The organism is Microbacterium sp. SWDP-B6 (genome assembly GCF_059803615.1).
The window spans coordinates 1-21,874 of the sequence record NZ_JAPFGV010000012.1 but is presented as its reverse complement, the minus strand read 5'-3'; the positions used below and the strand labels follow the sequence as shown (position 1 = coordinate 21,874).

23 protein-coding genes are annotated in these 21,874 nt (G+C 68.8%); 3 read left to right on the top strand and 20 right to left on the bottom strand.

All coding sequences use genetic code 11. The annotated features are described in order from the left end of the window. Positions 1-51: 51 nt before the first annotated feature. The 3 genes from OPU70_RS14130 to OPU70_RS14120 all read right to left on the bottom strand — a co-directional run bounded on the left by OPU70_RS14130 (position 52) and on the right by OPU70_RS14120 (position 3,924). Entirely contained in the window at positions 52-1,326 is a 1,275-nt protein-coding gene (locus OPU70_RS14130) for an ABC transporter substrate-binding protein (protein ID WP_042539188.1), read from the bottom strand. 143 nt (positions 1,327-1,469) lie between these two features. Then, positions 1,470-2,408 (bottom strand): EamA family transporter RarD, encoded by a 939-nt coding sequence (rarD, locus tag OPU70_RS14125; RefSeq protein ID WP_056375809.1) that lies wholly within the window; start codon positions 2,406-2,408, stop codon positions 1,470-1,472. A 100-nt stretch (positions 2,409-2,508) separates the two neighbouring features. Beyond that, on the bottom strand, positions 2,509-3,924 hold the full coding sequence (locus tag OPU70_RS14120) for an MFS transporter (RefSeq protein WP_498558069.1): 1,416 nt from the start codon (positions 3,922-3,924) through the stop codon (positions 2,509-2,511). A 102-nt stretch (positions 3,925-4,026) separates the two neighbouring features. On the opposite strand from OPU70_RS14120, the gene OPU70_RS14115 reads away from it, so the two are divergent. Continuing rightward, entirely contained in the window at positions 4,027-4,902 is an 876-nt protein-coding gene (locus OPU70_RS14115) for a helix-turn-helix transcriptional regulator (protein ID WP_498558068.1), read from the top strand. A gap of 84 nt (positions 4,903-4,986) precedes the next feature. On the opposite strand, the gene groES is transcribed toward OPU70_RS14115, so the two are convergent. Then, a complete protein-coding gene (gene groES / locus OPU70_RS14110; protein ID WP_039394204.1) occupies positions 4,987-5,283 on the bottom strand; it encodes a co-chaperone GroES in 297 nt (98 codons plus the stop codon). A gap of 143 nt (positions 5,284-5,426) precedes the next feature. On the opposite strand from groES, the gene OPU70_RS14105 reads away from it, so the two are divergent. Further along, on the top strand, positions 5,427-6,635 hold the full coding sequence (locus OPU70_RS14105) for a class I SAM-dependent methyltransferase (RefSeq protein ID WP_079112373.1): 1,209 nt from the start codon (positions 5,427-5,429) through the stop codon (positions 6,633-6,635). A gap of 17 nt (positions 6,636-6,652) precedes the next feature. On the opposite strand, the gene OPU70_RS14100 is transcribed toward OPU70_RS14105, so the two are convergent. From OPU70_RS14100 to coaA, 11 genes are all read right to left on the bottom strand, one after another. After that, on the bottom strand, positions 6,653-7,861 hold the full coding sequence (locus OPU70_RS14100; protein ID WP_498558067.1) for a hypothetical protein: 1,209 nt from the start codon (positions 7,859-7,861) through the stop codon (positions 6,653-6,655). Further along, a complete protein-coding gene (locus OPU70_RS14095) occupies positions 7,845-8,927 on the bottom strand; it encodes a hypothetical protein (protein ID WP_498558066.1) in 1,083 nt (360 codons plus the stop codon). Before OPU70_RS14095 ends, OPU70_RS14100 begins: the two co-directional genes overlap by 17 nt. A 3-nt stretch (positions 8,928-8,930) precedes the next feature. Then, on the bottom strand, positions 8,931-9,437 hold the full coding sequence (locus OPU70_RS14090; protein ID WP_052492897.1) for a hypothetical protein: 507 nt from the start codon (positions 9,435-9,437) through the stop codon (positions 8,931-8,933). After that, positions 9,437-10,507 carry a tRNA (adenosine(37)-N6)-threonylcarbamoyltransferase complex transferase subunit TsaD gene (gene tsaD / locus OPU70_RS14085; protein WP_498558065.1) on the bottom strand — a complete coding sequence of 357 codons (1,071 nt, stop codon included), beginning with the start codon at positions 10,505-10,507 and terminating at the stop codon, positions 9,437-9,439. Before tsaD ends, OPU70_RS14090 begins: the two co-directional genes overlap by 1 nt. Then, positions 10,504-11,010 carry a ribosomal protein S18-alanine N-acetyltransferase gene (gene rimI, locus OPU70_RS14080; protein WP_042539176.1) on the bottom strand — a complete coding sequence of 169 codons (507 nt, stop codon included), beginning with the start codon at positions 11,008-11,010 and terminating at the stop codon, positions 10,504-10,506. Before rimI ends, tsaD begins: the two co-directional genes overlap by 4 nt. Further along, positions 11,007-11,630, bottom strand: a complete 624-nt coding sequence (gene tsaB / locus OPU70_RS14075; RefSeq protein ID WP_498558064.1) for a tRNA (adenosine(37)-N6)-threonylcarbamoyltransferase complex dimerization subunit type 1 TsaB — start codon at positions 11,628-11,630, stop codon at positions 11,007-11,009. The genes rimI and tsaB overlap by 4 nt, the downstream gene beginning before the upstream one ends. Positions 11,631-11,650: 20 nt before the next feature. Next, positions 11,651-12,148: a tRNA (adenosine(37)-N6)-threonylcarbamoyltransferase complex ATPase subunit type 1 TsaE gene (gene tsaE / locus OPU70_RS14070; RefSeq protein ID WP_498558063.1), complete on the bottom strand. Its 498-nt coding sequence runs from the start codon at positions 12,146-12,148 to the stop codon at positions 11,651-11,653. Beyond that, positions 12,145-13,251 carry an alanine racemase gene (gene alr / locus OPU70_RS14065; protein WP_042539170.1) on the bottom strand — a complete coding sequence of 369 codons (1,107 nt, stop codon included), beginning with the start codon at positions 13,249-13,251 and terminating at the stop codon, positions 12,145-12,147. Before alr ends, tsaE begins: the two co-directional genes overlap by 4 nt. Beyond that, positions 13,248-13,607: a holo-ACP synthase gene (locus tag OPU70_RS14060; RefSeq protein ID WP_042539168.1), complete on the bottom strand. Its 360-nt coding sequence runs from the start codon at positions 13,605-13,607 to the stop codon at positions 13,248-13,250. The genes alr and OPU70_RS14060 overlap by 4 nt, the downstream gene beginning before the upstream one ends. A 67-nt stretch (positions 13,608-13,674) precedes the next feature. Then, a complete protein-coding gene (gene glmS / locus OPU70_RS14055; protein ID WP_498558062.1) occupies positions 13,675-15,522 on the bottom strand; it encodes a glutamine--fructose-6-phosphate transaminase (isomerizing) in 1,848 nt (615 codons plus the stop codon). Between the two features lie 57 nt (positions 15,523-15,579). Next, positions 15,580-16,524, bottom strand: a complete 945-nt coding sequence (gene coaA / locus OPU70_RS14050) for a type I pantothenate kinase (RefSeq protein WP_042539164.1) — start codon at positions 16,522-16,524, stop codon at positions 15,580-15,582. A gap of 36 nt (positions 16,525-16,560) precedes the next feature. Between coaA and OPU70_RS14045 the strand changes: the two genes are divergently transcribed. Next, positions 16,561-17,505, top strand: coding sequence for a Ppx/GppA phosphatase family protein (locus tag OPU70_RS14045; RefSeq protein ID WP_498558061.1), 945 nt, complete (start codon positions 16,561-16,563; stop codon positions 17,503-17,505). Between the two features lie 34 nt (positions 17,506-17,539). Here OPU70_RS14045 and glmM read toward each other — a convergent pair whose 3' ends face one another. The 5 genes from glmM to OPU70_RS14020 all read right to left on the bottom strand — a co-directional run bounded on the left by glmM (position 17,540) and on the right by OPU70_RS14020 (position 21,690). Next, positions 17,540-18,898: a phosphoglucosamine mutase gene (glmM, locus tag OPU70_RS14040; protein WP_042539160.1), complete on the bottom strand. Its 1,359-nt coding sequence runs from the start codon at positions 18,896-18,898 to the stop codon at positions 17,540-17,542. Positions 18,899-18,912: 14 nt separating this feature from the next. Continuing rightward, positions 18,913-19,398, bottom strand: coding sequence for a 30S ribosomal protein S9 (gene rpsI, locus OPU70_RS14035; protein ID WP_042539158.1), 486 nt, complete (start codon positions 19,396-19,398; stop codon positions 18,913-18,915). A gap of 27 nt (positions 19,399-19,425) precedes the next feature. Beyond that, complete coding sequence (rplM, locus tag OPU70_RS14030) at positions 19,426-19,872, bottom strand: 50S ribosomal protein L13 (RefSeq protein ID WP_042539156.1); 447 nt, start codon at positions 19,870-19,872, stop codon at positions 19,426-19,428. 178 nt (positions 19,873-20,050) lie between these two features. Beyond that, a complete protein-coding gene (locus OPU70_RS14025) occupies positions 20,051-20,719 on the bottom strand; it encodes an endonuclease/exonuclease/phosphatase family protein (protein WP_498558060.1) in 669 nt (222 codons plus the stop codon). A 77-nt stretch (positions 20,720-20,796) separates the two neighbouring features. Next, on the bottom strand, positions 20,797-21,690 hold the full coding sequence (locus tag OPU70_RS14020) for a hypothetical protein (protein WP_498558059.1): 894 nt from the start codon (positions 21,688-21,690) through the stop codon (positions 20,797-20,799). Between the last annotated feature and the right edge of the window lie 184 nt (positions 21,691-21,874).

Genomic DNA, 21,874 nt, shown 5'->3' with positions numbered 1-21,874 from the left:
TCGGGACACGACGAAGGCCCCGGATGCTGAGTCCGGGGCCTTCGCTCGTGATCAGTTGGTGCGGGAGATCAGGTTCTCGGCGTCGTACACGTACGTGCCGATCGAGGCGCCCTGCGGGTCGCCGTTCTCGTCGAACGTGATCTCGCCCGAGTATCCGTCGTAGTCGGCCGTGCCGCCTCCGTTGATGATCTCGGCGCAGTCGGCGAAGCTGGTGCACTTCTCTCCGTCGCCGGTGCCACCCGAGACCTCAGCCATCTTCGCTGCGATGTCCGCGCCCTCGGTCGAGCCGGCCGCGAGCGACGCGAGCGAGACGAGCACGACGGCGTCGTACGCCTCAGCCGCGTAGGTGAAGTCGTTGACCTCGGGGTTGCCCTCGCCGGTCCAGTACGCCTGCAGACGGTCGGTGAAGTCATCCTCGAGTGCCGGGCCGGGCTTGGTGCCCTGTGCGCCCTCGAGCGAGAACGGGAAGTTCGTGTCGGGCGAAGAGCCGTAGTCCGACAGGTTTCCGTCGACGAGGTAGAACTTGTCCGGCGAGATGCCCGCGTTCACGAGCAGCGGAGCGATCGTCTTGAACTGGTCGAACGACACGATCGCGACGGCGTCGGGGTTCTGCGCCTTGATGGTCTCGACCTGTGCGTCGAACTGACCGTCACCGACGTTGTACGACGCGTCGGCCACGACCTCGCCACCCGCGTTCTCGAACGTCGACTTGATGTTCTCGAAGAGACCGGTGCCGTAGGCGTCGTTCTGGTAGATCACGCCGAGGGTCTTGTGCCCGTCTTCGGCGATCAGGTTGCCGAGCACCTCGCCCTGCAGCAGGTCGCTGGGAGCGGTGCGGAAGTAGAGTCCGTTGTCGTCCCAGTCCGTGAAGTCGGGGCCGGTGTTCGAGGCCGAGATCTGGAGGATGCCTGCGCTGACGTTGCCGTCGAGGATCAGACGCGAGACGCCGGACGCCGCGGCACCGACGATGGCCGTGACGCCTGCGCTCTGCAGCTTGCTGATCGACGTCTCGTAGGCCTTGGTGTCGGTGTCGCCCTCGTCTTCAGCCGTCAGGTTGATCGTGATACCTGCAGCAGCGTCGTTGACCTCCTTGACGGCGAGGCCGACGCCGGATTCCATGGGCGGGCCGAGGAACGACAGCGAACCGGTCTGCGGCAGCAGCGAGCCGAGCTCGAGCGTGAGGTCGGCCGTCGATCCGCCGCCTCCGCCGTCGGACGGCTCCTCGGAGGGCGTGCTGCTGCAGCCTGCGACGACGATCGCCGAGGCGCTCAGCAGCGCGACTCCTGCGAGAATCTTGGCGCTGCGCGAGCGCGTGAATGCGGTCATGATGCTCCCTTGCGTGACTGGCCGTGGATTGTGACCACGGTCGGGTGCTCTAACACTAGGACTGAAAGGCTTCGCGTAGGGGTCGCCGATGTTTCGGTGCGTTAACGATCCGACACCGAGTTCCGCAGGCGTGAACCGGGAGTTCAGACCAGTGCCGGCTGAGCGATCCGACGCCCTCGCCGCGCGGCGAGCAGCAGGTCGATCACGAACACCAGGATGGCGACCCAGACGATGATGAACCCCGCCCACCGCTCGGGAGGCATCGGTTCGCCGAGCACGACCGCGCCGATGATGAACTGCATGATCGGCGTGATGAACTGGATCATCCCGATGACGGTCAGGTTGATGCGTCGGGTGCCGGCGGCGAACAGCAGCAGCGGCACCGCCGTCGCCACTCCCGCGAAGGCGAGGAGCACCGCGTGCCAGACGCCGTGGGAGCCCATCGTGATCCCGTCGGGGGTGGCGGCGACGAGGATCAGCTGCACGACGGCGATCGGGATCAGCCAGAACGACTCGAGGGTGAGTCCGCTGACCGCGTCGACAGCGGGGCCGATCTTCTTCTTGATGAGTCCGTAGACCCCGAACGAGGCCGTCAGCGAGAGGGCGATCCACGGGAACTCGCCGTAGAAGAGGACGATCACGATCACCGCGACGGCGGCGATGCCGATCGCGGCCCACTGCAGCCTGCGGATGCGCTCCTTGAGCACGAACACCCCGAGGAGCACCGTCGTGATCGGGTTGATGAAATACCCGAGGCTCGTCTCGACGATGTTCTCCGAGAGGGTGCCGATGAGGAACACCTGCCAGTTGACGTAGATCAGGACGCCGGCGAGAGCAGTCCATGCCAGCAGCCTCGGCTGCCGGATGATCGCGCCGAACGCCGCCCAGCCGCGCATCACGGTGAGAAGCAGAAGACAGAAGACGAGCGACAGCAGCACCCGCCACGCGACGACCTCCCACGGCCCCGTGGGTGCGAGCAGAAGGAAGTAGAGGGGCAGCACGCCCCAGAGCAGATACGCACCCCCTGCGTACGCGACTCCCGCCGTCTGAGTGGCTCGGGAGGCGGCGTTCGTCGGGGTCACCGCACAACCCTATGCCCGTCGGTGAGCGGCATCGCACCCGAAGCCGTCGCCGACCGGACATTGGCAGGAATCGATGCAACGGTGGCGCCTCCCCGGCCGTTCAGCGGCCTCGCCGACCCCTGAGCACGACCGCGACGAGGAGGGCGGTCGAGAGCGCCATCGCCGCATTGAGTCCGATCGCCATCAGCAGCCCGGCGAGAAGACCCGCGCCGGCGAACGCCGCGACCACAGCCGCCATCACCGGCGTGCCCAGCGCGATGCCCACCTGCTGGCTCATCGTGACGAGACCGGTCGCCAGGCCCTGCTGCTCAGAGGGAACCGACCCCGTCGCGGTCACGACGTAGCCGACGATGGCGACGAGATTCGCCACGCCACCGAGGAACGTCAGAACGAGGAGCGGAATCGCCCAGGCATGCTCGTCCGATGCGAAGGCGAGCGGGAACGTGGCGCCGGCCTGCACGATCAGCCCGACGACGATCGCGCGCGACGATCCGACCCTTCCGATGACGCGGGGCGCGAGAAGGCCTCCGAGCACGGTGCCGATACCGAGCACTCCGAGCATGAGTCCGGCAGCGATCGGGGTGTACCCGAGGATCTCCTGCAGATAGATGGTCAGCAGGAAGACGAGTGACGTCTCAGTGGCGAAGGCGAGGAGACCGGCGAGGTTGCCCCAGGCGATCTCGCTTCTCCTCAGCAGCGAAGGTGCGATGAGCGGTTCGATCGCTCTCTTCTCGGCGAGCGCGAACAACACGAAGAACACCGCGGAGACCCCGAGCGGCATCCACGTGCCCGGTTCGCCCCAGCCGACGCGCCCCGCGGAGTCGATGCCGAAGACGAGTGCCACCAGAGCGGCTGTCACGGTGATCGCGCCGACGACATCGAGCCGAGCCCGTGCGACGCGACGCGGCTCGTGAAGGACGAACGCCCCGACGAGCAGGGCTGCAGCGGCCACCGCGACGTTGATGAAGAACGCCCAGCGCCACGAGACGCCTCCGGTGAGCAGCCCGCCGAGCACCGCTCCCGCCGTGAAGCCCGCCGCCATGAGCGCGCCGTTGAGCCCGAGCGCCCGCGAGCGCGCCCGCCCCTCGGGGAACATCGTGGTCATCAGCGCGAGAGCCGCCGGAGTGACCATCGCCGTCGCGACGCCCTGGCCGACGCGAGCGGCCAGGAGAACACCCGGTGTGGTCGCGAGTCCGCCGACGACCGACGCCGCACCGAGCAGCGCGAGCCCGGCGATGAACAGTCGTTTGCGCCCGAGCAGATCGGCCACCCGCCCGAAGAACAGGGTGAACGACGCGGCGCACACCGCGAACGCGGTCACGATCCACTGGAGCGACGCGGTGTCGAACCCCAGTTCCCGCCCGATCGGAGGCAGCGCGACGTTGAGGATCGAGAAGTCGACGGCGAGAGTGAAGTTCGCCGTCAGAAGGACGCCCATGGCGAGCGCCTGCGACGGGGTGAAGCGATCGGTCGCCGGCGGCGCCGTGGCGGGGAGAGTCGAGTCGGAATGAGTCACGCTGCTCAGACTCCGCCCGGGGGCACGGGGCAACCAGTCCCCTCTCGTGACTAGCACCGCCAGGGACAGGCTGCGCGTGCGGCGGTCGTGGAGAATGGCTCCATGGATCCGCACCCCGCGTTCACCAGGCTGATCGCCTCAGAACGGCCGGCGACCGAGCTCGGCGAGTTCCTGCGCTCCCGGCGGGATCGCGTCACCCCCGACGACGTCGGGGTTGCCAGCTTCGGCCGTCGCAGGGTTCCGGGCCTCCGTCGCGAAGAGCTCGCACGACTCGCCGGGGTCTCGGTCACCTACCTGACCCGCTTGGAGCAGGGCCAGTCGCAGAACGCATCCGACGCGGTCATCGACAGTCTCGCCCGCGCGCTCCAGCTCGATGCCGACGAGCATACGCATCTCCGAGCGCTCGCACGCCCGCGATCAGCCGCTCCCCGCCGTCCCCGAAAGACCGAGCAGCCGCATCGAGGCGCCTCGCAACTGCTGCACGCCATGGGAGTTCCTGCTGTGCTGCTGGGCCGATTCAACGACATCCTCGACTGGAACAGCGCCGGCCACCTCTTGATGGCGGGCCACATCGAGGTCGATGCGCCGTCTCGACCGGCCGGGCGCCCCAACCACCTCCGGATGCTGTTCCTCGATCCGCACACACGAGACCTGTACGCCGACTGGAACGAAGAGGCCGCGTTGGCCGTGGCATCGCTGCGCTACGTCGCCGCACGATTCGTCGACGACCGACAGCTCGCCGAACTCATCGGCGAGCTCAGCCTGAGCAGTCCCGACTTCGCGAAGCTCTGGGCCGGGCACATGGTCAAGCTCTGCACGAGCGGCAGCAAGCGCTTCCGCCATCCTGTCGTCGGCGAACTCACGCTCGGCTACGAGGTCCTTCACCTGCCCGAGGGAGACGGCCAGCGGATCCTCGCATACAGTGCGGCTCCCGGCAGCGCTGCCGCGGCGGCCGTCGATCTGCTCCAGTCGCGCTGAATCCGGCCGCGGTCGTCTGACACGGTCCGGACACGCAGGAAGGCCCGGATGCGTGATGCATCCGGGCCTTCCGAAGACGTTGTCTCAGCGGACGACGACTGCGAGCACGTCGCGAGCCGACAGGACGAGGTACTCGTCTGCGCCGAACTTCACCTCGGTGCCGCCGTACTTGCTGTAGAGAACACGGTCGCCCACGGCGACGTCGAGCGGAACGCGGTTGCCGTTGTCATCGATGCGGCCGGGGCCCACGGCCACGACCTCGCCCTCCTGGGGCTTCTCCTTGGCGGTGTCGGGGATGACCAGGCCACTCGCGGTGGTCTGCTCTGCCTCGACCTGCTTGATGACGATGCGATCCTCGAGCGGCTTGATGGAAACCGACACGGTCTACCTCTTCTTTCTTGACGCTGACAGGAAGACTTTTCGCACTCTCAACCCGAGAGTGCTAATTCAGTCTAGGCGCTCCGCTGGCACTCACGCAATGCGAGTGCCAATCGGACGAACTGGCCGCCGCCTAAGCTGGAGGCGTGGAGATCTCCGAGCTGCGCGCCCTGCTCACCCCCGAAGGCCTGAAGGCGCTGGACGAGCTCGGCCCCGTCGATGAGATCGCCGACGTCGCTCGGATCGTGTCTCGGCTGCGCGCCGCAGGGCACTCCCCCGAGCTGGTCTCCGCCGTGGTGGGGCAGGCACGTCTCCGCGCCAAGGCGAGGGGCAAGTTCGGCGACTTCGCGGCGCGGATGCTGTTCACCCGCGCCGGGCTCGAGCAGGCCACCCGGCTGAACGTCGCCGCACGGCACGCGCAGCGGCTGCGGCGGGTCGGCATCACCCGTGTCGCCGATCTGGGCTGCGGCATCGGCGGAGACGCCCTCGCGTTCGCGGGCGCCGGACTCGACGTGATCGCCGTGGATGCCGACGAGGTGACCGCAGCGATCGCCGCCTACAACCTGGCGCCCTTCGGAGACAGCGCGGTCGTGACGCACGGCACCGCCGAGGCCCACGTGCCCGCCGACGGCGACGAGACTCAGGCGATCTGGATGGACCCGGCCCGCCGCACCGCGGGTCACAGCGAGACGCGGCGGGTGTCGTCCGATGACTACTCTCCCCCGCTCGACTGGGCATTCGACGTGGCCTCCCGCACCTCGACCGGCATCAAGCTCGGGCCCGGCCACGACCGGGACTCGCTCCCCGTCGACGCCGAGGCGCAGTGGGTGAGCGCAGAGGGCAGCGTCGTCGAGCTGGTGCTGTGGACGAGAGCGCTCGCTCGCGACGGCATCCGCCGGTCCGCTCTCGTGATCCGCGGCGAGCGCTCGCACGAGCTCACCGCAGGAGCAGATGCGGAGGATGAGCCCGTGCGTGAGCTCGGCGCCTTCCTCCACGAGCCGGACGGCGCGGTGATCCGTGCGCGCCTGATCGGCGACGTCGCGCGCAGTCTCGACGCGGGGATGCTCGATGAGCGCATCGCGTACCTCACCTCCGACACGGCGCTCACGAGTCCGTTCGTGCAGTCGTTCCGGGTGCGTGAGACGATGCCTGCCAATCCCAAGGCGATCAGCGCCGTCCTCAAGGCGAACGATGTCGGGTCTCTCGAGATCAAGAAGCGCGGTATGGACATCGACCCCGCCGCCTTCCGCAAGAAGCTGACGCTGCGGGGCGATCAGGCGGCGACGCTGATCCTCACCCGCATCGGCGATCAGCGCCGCGCGATCCTCGCCGATCGGGTGCCTGCCGCCGAATAGCGCCAGGCGAGGCCGCCCTAGCCCTCGGAGTCGTCGGACGGGATCTCGACCTGGATCGGATCCTGCTTCTCGCCGCCGAGCTCGAGCGTCTCCCCCGGCTCCACCGTCTGCTCGGCGGCTACTGCTGCGCTGTCGCCGGAGACGACGAGGTATGGCGTACCGCTCGGCGTGTAGGCCAGGCGCACGCTCCACTCCGCGGCGACGGTCCCCGTCTCGTCGACGGTGACCCCTCGGGTCTCGATGCCGTCGCCGGAGAACTGCTGGTCGCCCGACACGCGGCATTCGACGCTCTCGACGGCGTCGATGATCAGACAGTCCTGGATGTCGTCGCTCTCGAGGCGCTGTGCACGCCAGACAGGGGCATCGCGGAAGTAGCCGACGACCGAGAACGAGTACTCCTCGAAGCCCTCCTCGATCAGCTGCTCGGCCCGTTCCCGCTCGTCCCCTTGGAACTGCGACAGCCAGGAGTTCTGGTCCGAGCGCCAGCGCTGGATGATCCCGACGACCTCGCCGTTCATCGCCCGCGCGGCGGATGCCCAGATCTCCTCCGGACTCTCCTCGCCCTCGCCGGGTGCGGTGACACTCGCGCTGATGCCGATGCCGTTCCCGTTGTCGAGATCCGCAGCCGGCTGACACTGATCCGCCGACTTGCCTGCCGCGTCGAGCGTGATGCAGATCGTCTCGCCGTCTTCCTTGGTGGCGTACCAGACGAGGGCGTCCTCGTCCCGTCCGATCGCGCGCAGGCTGCCGGGATCGAACCCGCCCTCCGCCTGCAGCTCGGCGCGACGCTGCTGCTGCTCGGAGGTCAGCGCCACGGCGTCACCGGTGTGCCCGAAGACCGCCCATCCGACGCCGAGACCGATCACGAGCATCGCGGCGGATGCGGCGACAGCGGCCTTCCAGTGCTGTCGGATCGCTGTGCGAAGTCCGCCGGCCTCGCGAGGCTGCTGCCGGCCGGCTTCCTCATCGGCGGGGCTCCCGCTCGGTGGGCCGGAGACGGGCGGCTCGGCATGCGGGAGCGGAGCATCCTCTGCTCGACGCGGGGCGTCGACCGCGTCGGCGCCCGGGCCGGCCGCAGCTGCGGCGAGGACCGTCGCGTCCGGTTCGACGCGCATGGACTCGAGTTCGCGCAGCCTGGCCGCTTCGACCTCGGTCAGGCCGCCGTCGCGACCATAGGCCTTGCCCTGCAGGGCGCGCAGCTCGGCAGACTCACTCTCCTGCAGCATCGTCGCTCTCCCAGCCCCTCGTCACGGTGAGGTACTGCTGACCGTAGCCGAACTGGTACTCATAGCGGGTCGTCTCGCCGTCGTCTGCGACGTCGAGCACGAGCGTCCGGTCCGCATCCGCGAGCATCAGGCTGTCGTCGCACACCATCGGAGGGTCGGGCATGGACCCGTCATAGACGAGACAGTATCGCTGGGTGGAGGTGTCGATCCCGGTCCAGATCGGCACCTCGTCGTCATAGCCGACGACGAGGATCGTGCGGCGATCCAATCCGGTCTGCGCGGCGAGCGTCGTCGCGGCTTCCGCCTCCGCCTCGCTGGCGAACATCGACGTCGACTGCGACGACGTGATGTAGCTGCGGGTGATGACCGCGGGCTCGCCATCCTGCGTGAGGAACATCTGCGCCTGGATGTCGTAGGTCTGGGCCTCGCTCACGGGCTTAGCGAGCGTCGCGTTCACACCCTGGATCGTCGCCTGCTCCCGCGTCGTGCACGCGGGAGCCGTCGCGTCCTCGTGGCCGAGCACGAGGCACACGTCCGCGCTCTCGTTCTTCGTCGCGAACCAGATCACGACGCCCTCCTCCTCGGCGACGGCTCGCACGGAACCCGGGTCGAAGTCGCCCGACGCGACGATCGCGCTCTGCCACCCCTCCTGCTGCGCACTGAGCTGCATCGGGGCAGGACCACGATCGGCGAAGATCAGCCAGCCGAGCACGAGGCCCACCACGATGAAGGCTGCGGTGATCGCGACGGCAAGACGCCAGTGCCGTCGCAGCGCGGCGAGGGCGGAGTCGCCGTGGGGCGCCCCGGTGGTGCGGTCCTCAGACACCGCGGTCCCGGCTCCCTCGACGACGGTCGACGCGGCGGGCTCGATGTGTGCGGGCTCGATGTGTGGGGGTGCAGGCGCAGCCGGCTCCGGTTCTCTCGGTGCGGGCGGCTCCGTCCGGCGGAGCTTGCCGGCCTCGAGTTCGCGCAGCCGCGCGGCCTCGACCTCATTCAGCGCACCGGCTCGACCGTAGGCCCGCGCCTGGAGAGCCCTCAGCTCGACGGATTCATCCGCGTCGAGCATCCGCTATCCGAGTCTCTCGAACTGCATCCCGGCCCAGACGAGCCAGCCGAGGCTGTAGACGGTCGCGCACAGACCGAGCACGAGCGCCCAGCGTGCGATGGCGCGGCTCTCGACCGGTCGGCGCAGCGACATGATCGACGCGATCACGGCGACGATGGCTATCGGTATGCCCCAGCCGACGAAGAAGGACGAGACCAGGGCCACGATGGCGGCCATCAGAGCCCAGGGCGCGAGGCGGGTGTCGTCGACGACGGACGCGTCGGTCGACGGCGCCCAGTCGGTGCCGCGCCCGATGTCGTCTGCCACGGGCCCGCTGACGACCACCGGTTCGACTCCGACCGGTCCCGTCGGCAGCTTCGTGTATCCCTCGCGGCGGGACCCCGGTATCCGCGCCGAACCGGACGGATGCTCGACCTCGCCGCTGGGGCGCTCGATCCTGGTCGGAGGCAGCACGGCATCGGACCCTGGTTCTGCGCCCACGGGATCGGGCGTGCGTGGCGCGTCGCTCATCACATCACCGCGACGCGCTCGTCGACCTGGATCTCGGTGACCGGAAGAGTGGAGTCGGCTCCGAACGCGAGCGTCGACGGGCGTCGGCCCGACGAGATCAGCTCCGCAGCGAGAGCCGCGATCATCGCCCCGTTGTCGGTGCAGAGCGACAGCGGCGGGATGCGCACGGTCACGCCCGCCTTCTCGGCCCTCGCGAGCGCGACCTCGCGGAGTCGTCGGTTGGCGATGACCCCGCCGCCCAGAAGCAGGCGCGGCACGCCGAGGTCTGCGCACGCGGCGAGCGCCTTCGTCACGAGCACGTCGACGACCGCCTCGCGGAAGCTCGCGGCGACGTCGGCCACCGGCACAGGCACGCCGTCGGCCTCGCAGCGTTCGACCCAGCGTGCGACGGCCGTCTTGAGCCCGGAGAACGAGAAGTCGTAGCGGTGCTTCGCCAGGTCGGATGCGCGAGACAGACCCCGAGGGAACCGGATCGCTTCGGGGTCTCCGTCGAGTGCCGCTCGGTCGATCTCGGGGCCACCCGGGTACGGCAGCGACAGAAGTCGGGCGACCTTGTCGAACGCCTCCCCCGCAGCGTCGTCCATGGTCTCGCCCAGCATCTCGACGTCGGTCGTGAGGTCGCGCACGTGCAGCAGCGACGTGTGCCCACCCGACACGAGCAGCGCGATCGTCGGGTACTCGAGAGGCTCGGAGTCGGGGGTGAGGATGTCGGCGGCGATGTGGCCCACCAGGTGATTGACCGCATACAGCGGCCTGTCGAGCGAGACGGCGAGGCCCTTCGCGGCGCCGACGCCGACCATGAGCGCCCCTGCGAGGCCCGGCCCGCTGGTCACGGCGACCGCATCGAGGTCGTCGAGCCGCACCCCGGCCTCCGCCAACGCGGCGTCGATCGACGGCTGCAGGGCTTCGAGGTGGGCTCGGGCGGCGACCTCGGGCACGACGCCGCCGTAGCGGGCGTGCTCGTCCATGCTGGACGCGATCGTGTTCGACAGCAGCGTGCGTCCGCGGACGATGCCGATGCCCGTCTCGTCGCAGCTCGTCTCGATGCCCAGCACCAGCGGCTCGGTCATGCGGTGGCCTCCTTCGCGGCATCCTCGGCAGGCTCGTCACGATGCGCCGAACGCGGATGCTGCAGCACGAGGCGCATCACGATCGCATCGACGTCATCGGGCTGGTAATAGCGAGGGCGGCGGCCGATCTCCTCGAACCCCTCGGAGAGGTAGAGGCCCTCGGCGCCGGGATTGTCGGCGCGCACCTCGAGAAAGACCTCTCGGGCTCCGCGTTCGGCTGCGGCGTCGAGAAGCGAGCGCAGCAGCGCGCGCCCGCGACCGGCGCCACGGTGCTCGGCGTCGAAGGCGATGGTCTGGATGTCGGCATCACTCGACCCGTGCAGCGCGCGGACTCCGCCGTAGCCGATGATGACGCCGTCGTGCTCGTCGACCAGATACAGGCCGTGCGGGCTGGCGAGCTCCAGCGCCATGGCCTGGGAGCTCCACGCGTCGGTCGGGAACGAGCGATGCTCTATCGCCATGATGGCGTCGAGGTCGTCGGGCGTCGCTGCACGCAGAGTCATCGCCCCACCTTCTTCGGCGCTCCGGGCACGGTGACATCGGGCTGTCGCAGATACAGCGGCTCGGCCCCCGCGAGCGTGCGCCCCGCCGCCACCGCTCGGGCGCCCACGCGGGCGAGGTCGACAGCCGACAGCGTCTCGACATCGATGCGACGGATGCCACCGAGGTGCTCGTCCGCATCGACCCGCGCGACCAGCACCGTGTCGGCGACCATGTTCGGGATGCCGTCGGCATCCGTCCCCTCGAACACGGTGACGGCCACCTCCCGCCGGCGGGCGTCCGTGACGATGGCGAACGGGCCGGTCACGTCGTCTCGATCGATCGCGGTGAGCGCCGCGGCGAAGTGGCTCGGCACGGGAACGACCGGGATGCCGCGGCCCATCGCGAACGTGCGGGCGGTCGCGATGCCGATGCGGAGTCCGGTGAAGGGGCCAGGGCCCATGCCCGCCACCACGTGGTCGATCGATCCGCTTCCGGTCTCGCCGAGAGCTCGCACGAGCAGCTCGCCGATGACCTCCGCGTGACCGAGAGGGTCGGCGGCCGAGGCGTCGGACAGACGGGTGCCGTCGTCGTCGATGAGGGCGACGGCGGTGCCCAGGGAGGTGTCGACGGCGAGGATCACCTCTCCAGGGTAGTCGCCGTTCAGCCGGTGATCGCTGAGCGCCCTGCGCGCGCGATCGTCACGTGCCGCGGGGCATCCGCGTCGAGCTCGGAGGGGTCGAGATCGTCGTCGCCGCCGACCGGGCGCTCGAACTCGATGTCCCACCAGGTCTCGGCCAGGTCCTCAGCCATACCGCGTCCCCACTCGACCACGACCACCGATCGTGCGAGGTCGAGGTCGAGGTCGTCGAGCTCGGCGCCCGAGCCGAGGCGGTAGGCATCCACATGCACCAGGGGGGCCCGTCCGACGAGCGAGGGGTGCGTGCGTGCGATCACGAACGTGGGGCTCTGCACCGGACCCCGCACTCCGAGTCCTTCCGCGAGCCCACGAGTGAACGTCGTCTTCCCGGCCCCGAGGGGACCGGTGAGGATCAGCAGATCTCCGGCTTCGAGCTGCTCGCCGATGCGGAAGCCGAGCTGCTCCATGGCATCCGATGTCTCGATCTCGATGCGCCCGAGGAGGGCCGGGTCGACGCTCATGCCGACCGCCGGGGCACGCGCGGGCCGATGCGCGTGACGATCTCGTAGTCGATGGTCGACGCGGCGTTGGCCCACTCGGCTGCGGAGGGAACCCCGAGGGTCGGGTCGCCGAACAGCACGACCTCGTCTCCGATCGACACCGGGGAATCGCCGACGTCGACGACGAACTGGTCCATGGCGACCCGGCCGACGTTGGTGAACCGACGACCGCCGATCGACACCGGCAGGCGTCCGGAGGCGTGGCGCGGCACCCCGTCGGCGTAGCCGAGCGGCACGAGCACCAACGTCGTGTCGTGCGGGGCGCGGTGGTCGTATCCGTACGACACCCCTGCGCCGGCGGGCACGCGGCGCACAGCGGCGATCGCGCCTCGCAGGGTCATCGCAGGACGAAGCCCCAGCTCGGCCGACGAGCGGTCCTCGAAGGGCGAGAGGCCATAGATGCCGATGCCGATGCGCACCGCATCCAGTCGCATCTCCGGCAGGTCGATCGCGGCCGCGGTCGCCGCGATGTGCCGGATCTCGGGGTGGATGCCGAACGAGGCCGCCGCGGCGACCGCCTCCTCGAACTTCGCCAGGGCCTCGCGGTCGTCCTGAGGCGAGGTGTTCGAGAGGTGACTGAAGAGCCCGATGATGCGCAGCCGTCCGATGCGCTCGAGACGCGCGGCCTCGGCGAGTACGCGCCGCCAGTCGGCCGGTGCGATGCCGTTGCGCGAGAGCCCCGTCTCGAACTTCAGGTGCACGCCGACCGGACGATCGACCGACGCGACGGCACCGGCAGCCTCGAGCTGGTCGAACGACGAGATGCCCACCTCGACGTCATGAGCTGCCGCCTGATCGAACCGCTCGCCCGGAGCGTGCAGCCACGCGACGATCGGGGCCGTGATGCCCTGGCGGCGGAGCTCGAGAGCCTCGGGGATCTCGGCGACACCGAGACGGGTCGCGCCGCCGGCGAGGGCCGCGACGGCTACGGCCGCGGCGCCGTGACCGTAGGCGTTCGCCTTGACGACCGCGATGACCTGCACGCCGGTGAGACGGCGGAAGTGGCGGACGTTGTCGCTGATGGCATCGAGCTCGATGCGTGCCTCGCGGAACGGAACGGTCACAGGGGCTCTCCTTCGGCGACGACGAACGCGGCGGCGAGTCCTGCGTCATGGGTGAGGGTCAGATGCAGTCGGGTGATTCCGCGCTCGGCGACGACGTCGGCGGTGGATCCAGACAGCACGAAGTGCGGGCGGCCCGATGCCTCGGAGGCGATCTCGATCTCGATCCAGTGCACCCCGTCAGAGCCGCCCAGGGTCTTGATCAGGGCCTCCTTGGCGGCATACCTCGCTGCCAGGGACGGAAGGCGCAGTGCCCGCTCCCCCGGCGCGAACAGCCGCTCCAGCAGCCGCGGCGTGCGCTCCATCGTGCGCTCGAACCGCGGGATGTCCACGAGGTCGATGCCGGTCCCGATGATCACCCGTTCAGCCTAGTCGCGGCATCCGCTTCGTTCGGCTCCTGCCCCGCCCCGACACCCGAGACGGGGTCTACTCGACGGTGACGGACTTGGCGAGGTTGCGCGGCTGGTCGACGTCGAGGCCCTTGGCCGTGGCGAGGGCCATGGCGAAGATCTGCAGCGGGACGACAGCGAGCAGCGGCTCGAACATCGCTCCGGCGAGCGGAATCCGGATGACCTCGTCGGCGAACGGCAGGACCGCCGCGTCGCCTTCTTCAGCGACCACGATCACGCGCGCTCCGCGAGCACGGATCTCCTGGATGTTCGAGACGACCTTGGAGTGGACCACTGCCGAGTGGCGCGGAGACGGCACCAGGACGAAGACCGGCTGCCCCGGTTCGATCAGGGCGATCGGACCGTGCTTGAGCTCTCCGGCGGCGAAGCCCTCGGCATGGATGTACGAGATCTCCTTGAGCTTGAGCGCACCCTCGAGCGCGATCGGGAAGCCGACGTGTCGACCGAGGAACAGCACGGAGCGGGTGTCGGCCATCCAGCCGGCGAGCTGCGTGACGTGCTCCTGCTCGCTCTCGAGGACCTTGGCGATCTTCTCGGGGAGGGCAGTGAGCTCTGCGACGTCGACGGATGCGTCCTGCACCGATCCGCGCACGCGCCCCATGTGCAGACCGAGAAGCAGCAGAGCGGTGATCTGCGCCGAGAACGCCTTGGTCGACGCGACCGCGACCTCTGGGCCCGCATGCGTGTAGACCACGGCATCGGACTCTCGCGGGATGGTCGCACCCTGGGTGTTGCAGATCGACAGGGTGCGCGCTCCGCGCTCTCTCGCGTACTTGACGGCCATCAGCGTGTCCATGGTCTCGCCGGACTGGCTGATCGAGATGACGAGCGTGTCATCGCCGATCACCGGGTCGCGGTAGCGGAACTCGTGCGCCAGCTCGACATCGACGGGGATCCGCGCCCACTGCTCGATCGCGTACTTGCCGACGAGCGCCGAGTACGCGGCCGTGCCGCACGCGGTGATGATGATGCGATTGATGCCGATGAACAGCTCGTCGAGGCCGTCGAGCTCGGGGATGACGACCTGATCTCCTCTGATGCGACCGCGGATCGTGTTGGCGACCGCCTCGGGCTGCTCGGCGACCTCCTTGGCCATGAAGCTGGACCATCCGCCCTTCTCCGCGGCGGCGGCGTCCCAGGAGACGTCGAACGGCTCGGCCTCGACCGGCGTGCCGGCGAAGTCGGTGACCGTGACGGCATCCGGCGTGATCGAGACGATCTGGTCCTGCCCGATGGCGAGCGCCTTGCGCGTGTGCTCGATGAATGCGGCGACGTCGGAGCCGAGGAAGTTCTCGCCCTCGCCGAGGCCGATCACGAGCGGCGAGTTGCGTCGCGCGCCGACGACGAGTCCGGGGTGGTCCTGGTGCATCGCGAGCAGGGTGAACGCACCCTCGAGGCGGTTGACCACGGCGCGGAACGCACCCTGCAGGTCGCCGCCGTTGGTGCGGTACTCACGACCGAGCAGCGCTGCTGCGACCTCGGTGTCGGTCTCGCTGCGGAACGCCACGCCGTCGGCGAGCAGCTCGTCACGCAGCGAGGCGAAGTTCTCGATGATGCCGTTGTGGATCACGGCGAGCTTGTCGTCATCTGCGAGGTGCGGGTGCGCGTTCTCGTCGGTGGGGCCGCCGTGGGTGGCCCAGCGGGTGTGCCCGATGCCCGTGTTGCCGTCGGCGAGGGCCGCATCCTTCAGCGAGTCGCGCAGCATCGCGAGCTTTCCCGCCTTCTTGCGCATGCCGAGCGAGCCCTCGCCGTCGATGACCGCGACGCCTGCGGAGTCATAGCCCCGGTACTCGAGACGGGCGAGCCCTGCGAGCAGGATGTCCTGGCTGGGGCGCGGGCCCACGTATCCGACGATTCCACACATGTGGTCAAGAGTAAGGCGGAACTTTTGCGAAGGTTCCGAACGAAACCTCGTGCCTGCTCAGAGCTTGCGGAGAAGCACGCTCTCGACGCTGTGATCGACGCCCTTGTTGAGCACGAGACGCGCTCGGTGCTTGGTCGGCATCACGTTCTCGACCAGGTTCGGCATGTTGATCTCGTTCCAGTAGCCGAGCGCGGTCGTGATCGCCTCCTCGTCGGTGAGGTGCGCGAAGACGTTGAAGTACGACGACGGATTCGAGAAGGCTCCCTGGCGCAGGGCGAGGAAACGGTCGACGTACCACTTCTCGATGTGCGAGGTGTCGGCATCGACGAAGATCGAGAAGTCGAAGAGATCGCTGACGGCCACATCGTTCGGTGCCGGCGGCGGCTGCAGGACGTTCAACCCCTCGACGATCACGACGTCAGGACGCCGGACGACCACGTGCGCATCGGGGACGATGTCGTAGCGCATGTGCGAGTAGAACGGCGCCCGCACCTCTGCGGCCCCGCTCTTCACCTCGGTGAGGAATTCGAGCAGCGCCCGCCGGTCGTAGGACTCGGGGAACCCCTTGCGGTCCATCAGACCTCGGCGCTCGAGCTCGGCGTTCGAGTGCAGGAACCCATCCGTCGTGACGAGCTCGACGCGCGGGGTGCCCGGCCACCGACTCATCAGCTCACGCAGCAGACGAGCGATGGTCGACTTGCCGACCGCGACGGAGCCTGCGACTCCCACCACGAACGGGGTCGTCGAATCATCCTCCTGCAGGAACGAGCTCGTCGCGGCCCCCAGGCGCTTCGTGGCCGTCGCGTAGAGGCTGAGCAGCCGGCTCAAGGGCAGATAGACCTCGCGCACCTCGGCGAGGTCCAGGCGGTCTCCGATGCCGCGGAGCTCGACGACCTCGGTCTCGGTGAGCGGCTGATCGAGGCCCGCCGCCAATCGCGCCCATTCGTCGCGTCCGATCTCGCGATACGGAGACAGAGGCAGCGTGGGGTCGGCGGTGGTCACGGATACATCGTAACGGCGCACGAGTAGTCTCTATCCGTGCGCCTCGGAGTCCTCGACATCGGTTCCAACACCGTCCACATGCTCGCCGCCGATGTTCGCCCCGGGGGTCGGCCTCTGGCGACGACCAGCGATCGCACCGTCCTGCGGCTGATGCAGTACCTCACAGACGACGGTGCGATCTCCGAAGAAGGCGTACGAGCACTCGAGGCGGCTGTGGTTCGGGCGCGAGAGGTCGCGGAGGCCGAGCGGGTCGACGAGCTGCTCGCCACCGCGACGAGCGCAGTGCGCGACGCCCGGAACGGGGCCGACGTGATCGCCCGCATCGAGGCTGCCCTCGGCCAGCCGTTGCAGGTGCTCGACGGAGAGACCGAGGCCCAGCTCACCTTCCTCGCCGTGCGGCGCTGGTTCGGCTGGTCGGCAGGACAGCTGCTGCTCCTCGACATCGGCGGAGGATCGCTCGAGGTCGCGGCGGGCGGGGATGAGCTGCCGGATGCCGCGGCATCCGTCCCCCTCGGAGCCGGCCGGATGACAGTGCAGTTCTTCCCGCATGATCCGCCGGGTGAAGACGACGTCGAGCGTCTTCGGGAGCACGCGACCGCGACGCTCGCCGAAGTGCTCCCCCAGTTCGCCGCGCTGCCTCGCCCCGATCACGTCGTGGGCTCGTCGAAGGCGATCCGCTCGCTCGCCAGACTCGCGGGCTACCCGGTGCCGGGGTGGTCGGGAATCCAGCGCATGGTGCTCCCGCGGGCGTCGCTGGGATCGTGGATCCCGCGGCTAGCCCGTCTGCCCGCGTCCGCGCGACAGGAGCTCCCCGGCATCACCGCGGATCGCACGTTCCAGATCGTCGCCGCGGCGGTATCGCTGCACACCGCGATGACCGCGCTCGATGTCGACGAGCTCGAGGTGTCGCCGTGGGCGCTGCGCGAGGGGGTGCTGCTGCGATACATCGAGCAGCTGAACTGGAGCGCGCCGCGCGGCTGACCTGTGGTCAGTGCCGCGCGGCGCGCTCGACGGTTCAGAGGGAGAGTCGCTCCCGCACGACGGCGACCAGCCGGTCGGCGTACGCCTGAGCGGATTCGGCATCCGCCGCCTCGACCATGACCCTGACGAGGGCCTCGGTTCCGGACTTGCGGAGCAGCACGCGACCGGTCTCGCCGAGTTCGGCTGCGACCTCGCGCACTGCCGCCTGCACGACGGCGTCGGACTCGAGCGCGTCCTTGTCGACATCGCGCACGTTGACGAGCACCTGCGGGTACACGGTCATCACGCTCGCGAGTTCGGCGATCGTCTTGTTCTGACGTGCCATCTCGGCAACCAGGTGCAGCCCCGTGAGCAGGCCGTCGCCCGTCGTGGCGAACTCGCTCATGATGACGTGGCCCGACTGCTCGCCTCCGAGGGCGTAGCCGCCACGGTCCATGTCCTCGAGGACATAGCGGTCGCCGACCGCGGTCTGGCGCACGGTGATGCCGTGCTCGCGCATGGCGACGTGCAGGCCGAGGTTGCTCATCACCGTGGCGACGAGCGTGTCATCGGTCAGGTGACCGCGCTGCTTCATCGACACCGCGAGGATGGCCATGATCTGGTCGCCGTCGATGACGTTGCCCTGCGCATCGACAGCCAGGCACCGATCGGCATCGCCGTCGTGGGCGATCCCGATGTCGGCCCCGAGCCGCACGACGGCCTCGGCGAGCTGGTCGAGGTGGGTCGACCCGACGCCGTCGTTGATGTTCAAGCCGTCGGGGTCAGCACCGATCACGGTGACATCGGCACCCGCATCGCGGAAGGTCTCGGGAGACACCCCCGATGCGGCGCCGTGGGCGCAGTCGAGCACGACCTTGATGCCGTTCAGCCGGTTCGGCAGCGAGCCGAGCAGGTGCACGACGTAGCGGTCTTCGGCGTCGGAGAATCGATCGATCCTGCCCACGCCCGCACCGGTGGGGCGCAGCTTCTCGCCCGCCATCGCCTCTTCGATGCGCTGCTCCACGACGTCGGGCAGCTTCACACCGCCGCGGGCGAAGATCTTGATCCCGTTGTCGGGTGCCGCGTTGTGCGAGGCGGAGATCATCACACCGAAATCGGCGTCACGGTCGGCGACGAGGAACGCGAGCGCAGGAGTCGGAATGACACCGGCCTCGAGCACGTCGACGCCGGAGGAGGCGAGTCCTGCGGCGACCGCCGCCGTGAGGAAGTGACCGGAGACACGGGGGTCACGGGCCACCACTGCGGTGAGTCGCTTGCCTTCGGCTTTGCGGGCCTCCGCAGTACGGCCCTGGCCCAGGACGACAGCAGTTGCCTGGGCCAGGGTGAGCGCGAGGTCGGCGGTGAGGATGCCATTGGCGAGTCCTCGCACACCGTCCGTGCCAAAGATCGGCATCGGAGCGGTTGACCTTAACGCTTCGAGTACTGAGGCGCCTTACGGGCCTTCTTGAGTCCAGCCTTCTTGCGCTCCTTGACGCGAGCGTCGCGCGACAGGAAGCCGGCCTTCTTCAGCGTCGGACGGTTGTTCTCCTCGTCGATGCCGTTGAGCGAACGGGCGATGCCGAGACGCAGCGCGCCGGCCTGACCCGAGGGGCCACCACCGGAGATGCGCGCGATGACGTCGTAGCCGCCGGCGAGGTTGAGGATCGTGAACGGGTCGTTGATCAGCTGCTGGTGCAGCTTGTTCGGGAAGTAGTCCTCGAGCGTGCGGCCGTTGACCGTGATCGTTCCCGAGCCGGGGACGAGACGCACGCGGGCGATGGCCTGCTTGCGACGGCCGACAGCGGCACCCGGGACGCTGAGCACGGGGCGGGGGGCCGCCTCGACTGCGTCGGTCTCGGGAGTCGAGGTCGAGAAGTTCTGGGGGTTTTCGGTGGTGTCCTGGATGTCAGCCACGAGTATGTCCTTAAGTCTTTACGGCGCTTACTGGGCGACCTGGTCGAGGGTGTACGTCTGCGGCTGCTGCGCGGCGTGCGGGTGCTCGGCACCGACGTACACCTTGAGCTTCGACAGCTGCTGACGGCCCAGGCTGTTCTTGGGGAGCATGCCACGGATGGCCTTCTCGACAGCGCGGATCGGGTTCTTCTCGAGGAGCTCGGCGTAGGTGACCGACTTCAGTCCGCCCGGGTAACCCGAGTGGCGGTAGGCCAGCTTCTTCTGGAGCTTCTGACCGGTGAGCGCGACCTTGTCGGCGTTCACGATGATGACGAAGTCACCCGAGTCGATGTGGTTGGCGAAGGTGGGCTTGTGCTTGCCACGCAGGAGCGTAGCGGCGTGCGAGGCCAGGCGGCCGAGAACGACGTCAGTGGCGTCGATGACGACCCAGTCACGCTGGACCTCGCCGGCCTTCGGGGAGTAAGTGCGCGTCACGATAGTGCTGCTTTCTTGTTCGAACGGAGAAGTTCGTGAATCCCACTCCGGGGTGGTTCTTCCCTACAGGGATGAACACGCCAGTGGAGGGCTCACGTTCGTTAGTGCTCGGCAGTCGAGTACCAAAGTGACAGCTTACGTCATTCCGGGCGTTCTCCCAAACCGAGCCGGTCGGCGATCAGTCGAACCGGGTCGTCACCAGGATCGGACGATGGTCGCTCATCCCCTGCGGAAGCGTGGTGACCCGCTGGATCTCGAAGCCGACGGACGTCGCGAAGTCGTAGTGTCCGCGGAACACGCGGTACCGGGTGTAGGTGTGGTCGTCGCTCAGCGTCAGCGCGTACCCGTGCTCGCGGATCGTCTGACCGAGGTTCTCCTTGAACACCGGGTAGTTGTAGTCCCCGACCATCAGCTGCGGCAGCTCTTCGCCGAGAGTCGCCAGCTCGGTGAGGGCCGCCCGGATCTGGTGCCGACGCAGGGAGTTCAGCGCTGTCAGCGGCGCCGCGTGGAACGACGCGGCGATGAACTCGCGCCCCGCGTCGATGTCTCTCAGCCGCGCACCCAGAACCCGCTCATGCGCGGGCTTCGCGATCCGGTCGTGCAGCGACTTCTTCAGCTCGATCGTCTTGACCTCCTGAAGATGGAACTCGCTGGCCCGATAGAACATCGCGAGTCCCAGCCGATTCCCCTGCGTCGCGTCGGCGATGGTGAGGTCGCCGATCGCCTCGGGCAGATCCGCGACATCGCACTCCTGGAGGCACAGGATGTCAGGATCGTGCACCGAGACCAGCGCCGCCAGTTCTCCTGCGGCGCGGTGCTTCTGCAGGTTGTATGAGAGGACCTTCATCGCACCTCACGCTAGTGGCTCAGTCTTGGATTCCGGTGGAAATCGCCGTTCGATCGGTGGAGTTCACCCGTTCGGCATCACTCGTCGTATCCCCATCGGAGCCCCAGGATCCCTGGGCCGAACCCGTGCCGAGCGAGATGGACCGAGCCCCCGTTCGTCGAGCGCATCACCGAGATGTACTCCCCCTCGGTCTCGATGTACTCCTCGCACCAGCTGGGGAGGGCGTCGGGATGGAAGCGCACCCAGATGAGGCTCTCGCGAGCCGATCTCGACGTCGCATGCCAGGCCGACTGCCGCGGCGGATATCCGGGCGGGAAGGTCTCGGTGAACTCGAACAGCGTCGTTCCGCCGGTGGTGATCGGCTCGTCGAGCGCGATGACCACGCCAGACACGAGCCGGCCCCGCTGCAGGTATTCCCGATCGATCCTCCCACCGACGACGTCGGAGATCGCCGACATGACATCGGTCTCGATCGGCGCCACGTCGATGAGGGGCACCTCGGTGAGCGTGCCTCTCGTCGCCTGCACGAGCGAGCGCATGATCGTCTTCTCGACCGCGCCGTCGGCACCGACGAACACCGTCATGTGGGTCGAGAGGTCGCGCAGCGCGTCCTGCGGCGCGGCACGCAGCTCTCGCAAGGTCTCCTCCGTCTCGCGCTGCTCGCGCTCCTCGTCGAACGGCAGACGCGGAGGTGCGATCGGCCCCAGACGAGTGGTCGGGATCAGCAGGCTCCCGAGGTGTCCTCGATGCAGACCGAGGCGATCCTCTATGCCGTCGACGACGCTCAGCGATTGCGGGCCTTCGGGCTGCCGATCACCGGAGCGCCAGTAGCTCAGGGTCGCCATGGATACCGGGTTGCCGTCGTCGATCAGCTGGCTCCGCAGCCGCGCGAGGGTGATTCCCCGGTCGGAGATCGCCGCACGGAGCGCAGCGGCGAATGCGCCGCCCTGATCCTCCAGCCGATCCGTCACAGTCCCCCGCCGCAGTGTGAAGATGCCCTTCGTACGATCAGCATACGGTTCAGCAGTGTCACACCCCTCCGGCCTGCAGGAGTCGTCACCGCCGCGCCCGGCCTGGGGACCCGCCGTCCGCGGCGGTGCTGCCGCGGGGGGGGGGGGGGGGGGGGGGGGGGGGGGGGGGGGGGGGGGGGGGGGG

Coding starts and splice junctions, on each gene's coding strand:
- OPU70_RS14090 (WP_052492897.1), bottom strand. CDS start 9,437: ATGAGCGACGCGCCACGCACGCCCGATCCCGTGGGCGCAGAACCAGGG.
- OPU70_RS14115 (WP_498558068.1), top strand. CDS start 4,027: ATGGATCCGCACCCCGCGTTCACCAGGCTGATCGCCTCAGAACGGCCG.
- rimI (WP_042539176.1), bottom strand. CDS start 11,010: ATGACTCTGCGTGCAGCGACGCCCGACGACCTCGACGCCATCATGGCG.
- OPU70_RS14025 (WP_498558060.1), bottom strand. CDS start 20,719: ATGAAGGTCCTCTCATACAACCTGCAGAAGCACCGCGCCGCAGGAGAA.
- tsaD (WP_498558065.1), bottom strand. CDS start 10,507: ATGACCGAGCCGCTGGTGCTGGGCATCGAGACGAGCTGCGACGAGACG.
- glmS (WP_498558062.1), bottom strand. CDS start 15,522: ATGTGTGGAATCGTCGGATACGTGGGCCCGCGCCCCAGCCAGGACATC.
- OPU70_RS14100 (WP_498558067.1), bottom strand. CDS start 7,861: ATGCTGCAGGAGAGTGAGTCTGCCGAGCTGCGCGCCCTGCAGGGCAAG.
- OPU70_RS14095 (WP_498558066.1), bottom strand. CDS start 8,927: ATGCTCGACGCGGATGAATCCGTCGAGCTGAGGGCTCTCCAGGCGCGG.
- tsaE (WP_498558063.1), bottom strand. CDS start 12,148: ATGAGCGTCGACCCGGCCCTCCTCGGGCGCATCGAGATCGAGACATCG.
- OPU70_RS14130 (WP_042539188.1), bottom strand. CDS start 1,326: ATGACCGCATTCACGCGCTCGCGCAGCGCCAAGATTCTCGCAGGAGTC.
- glmM (WP_042539160.1), bottom strand. CDS start 18,898: ATGCCGATCTTTGGCACGGACGGTGTGCGAGGACTCGCCAATGGCATC.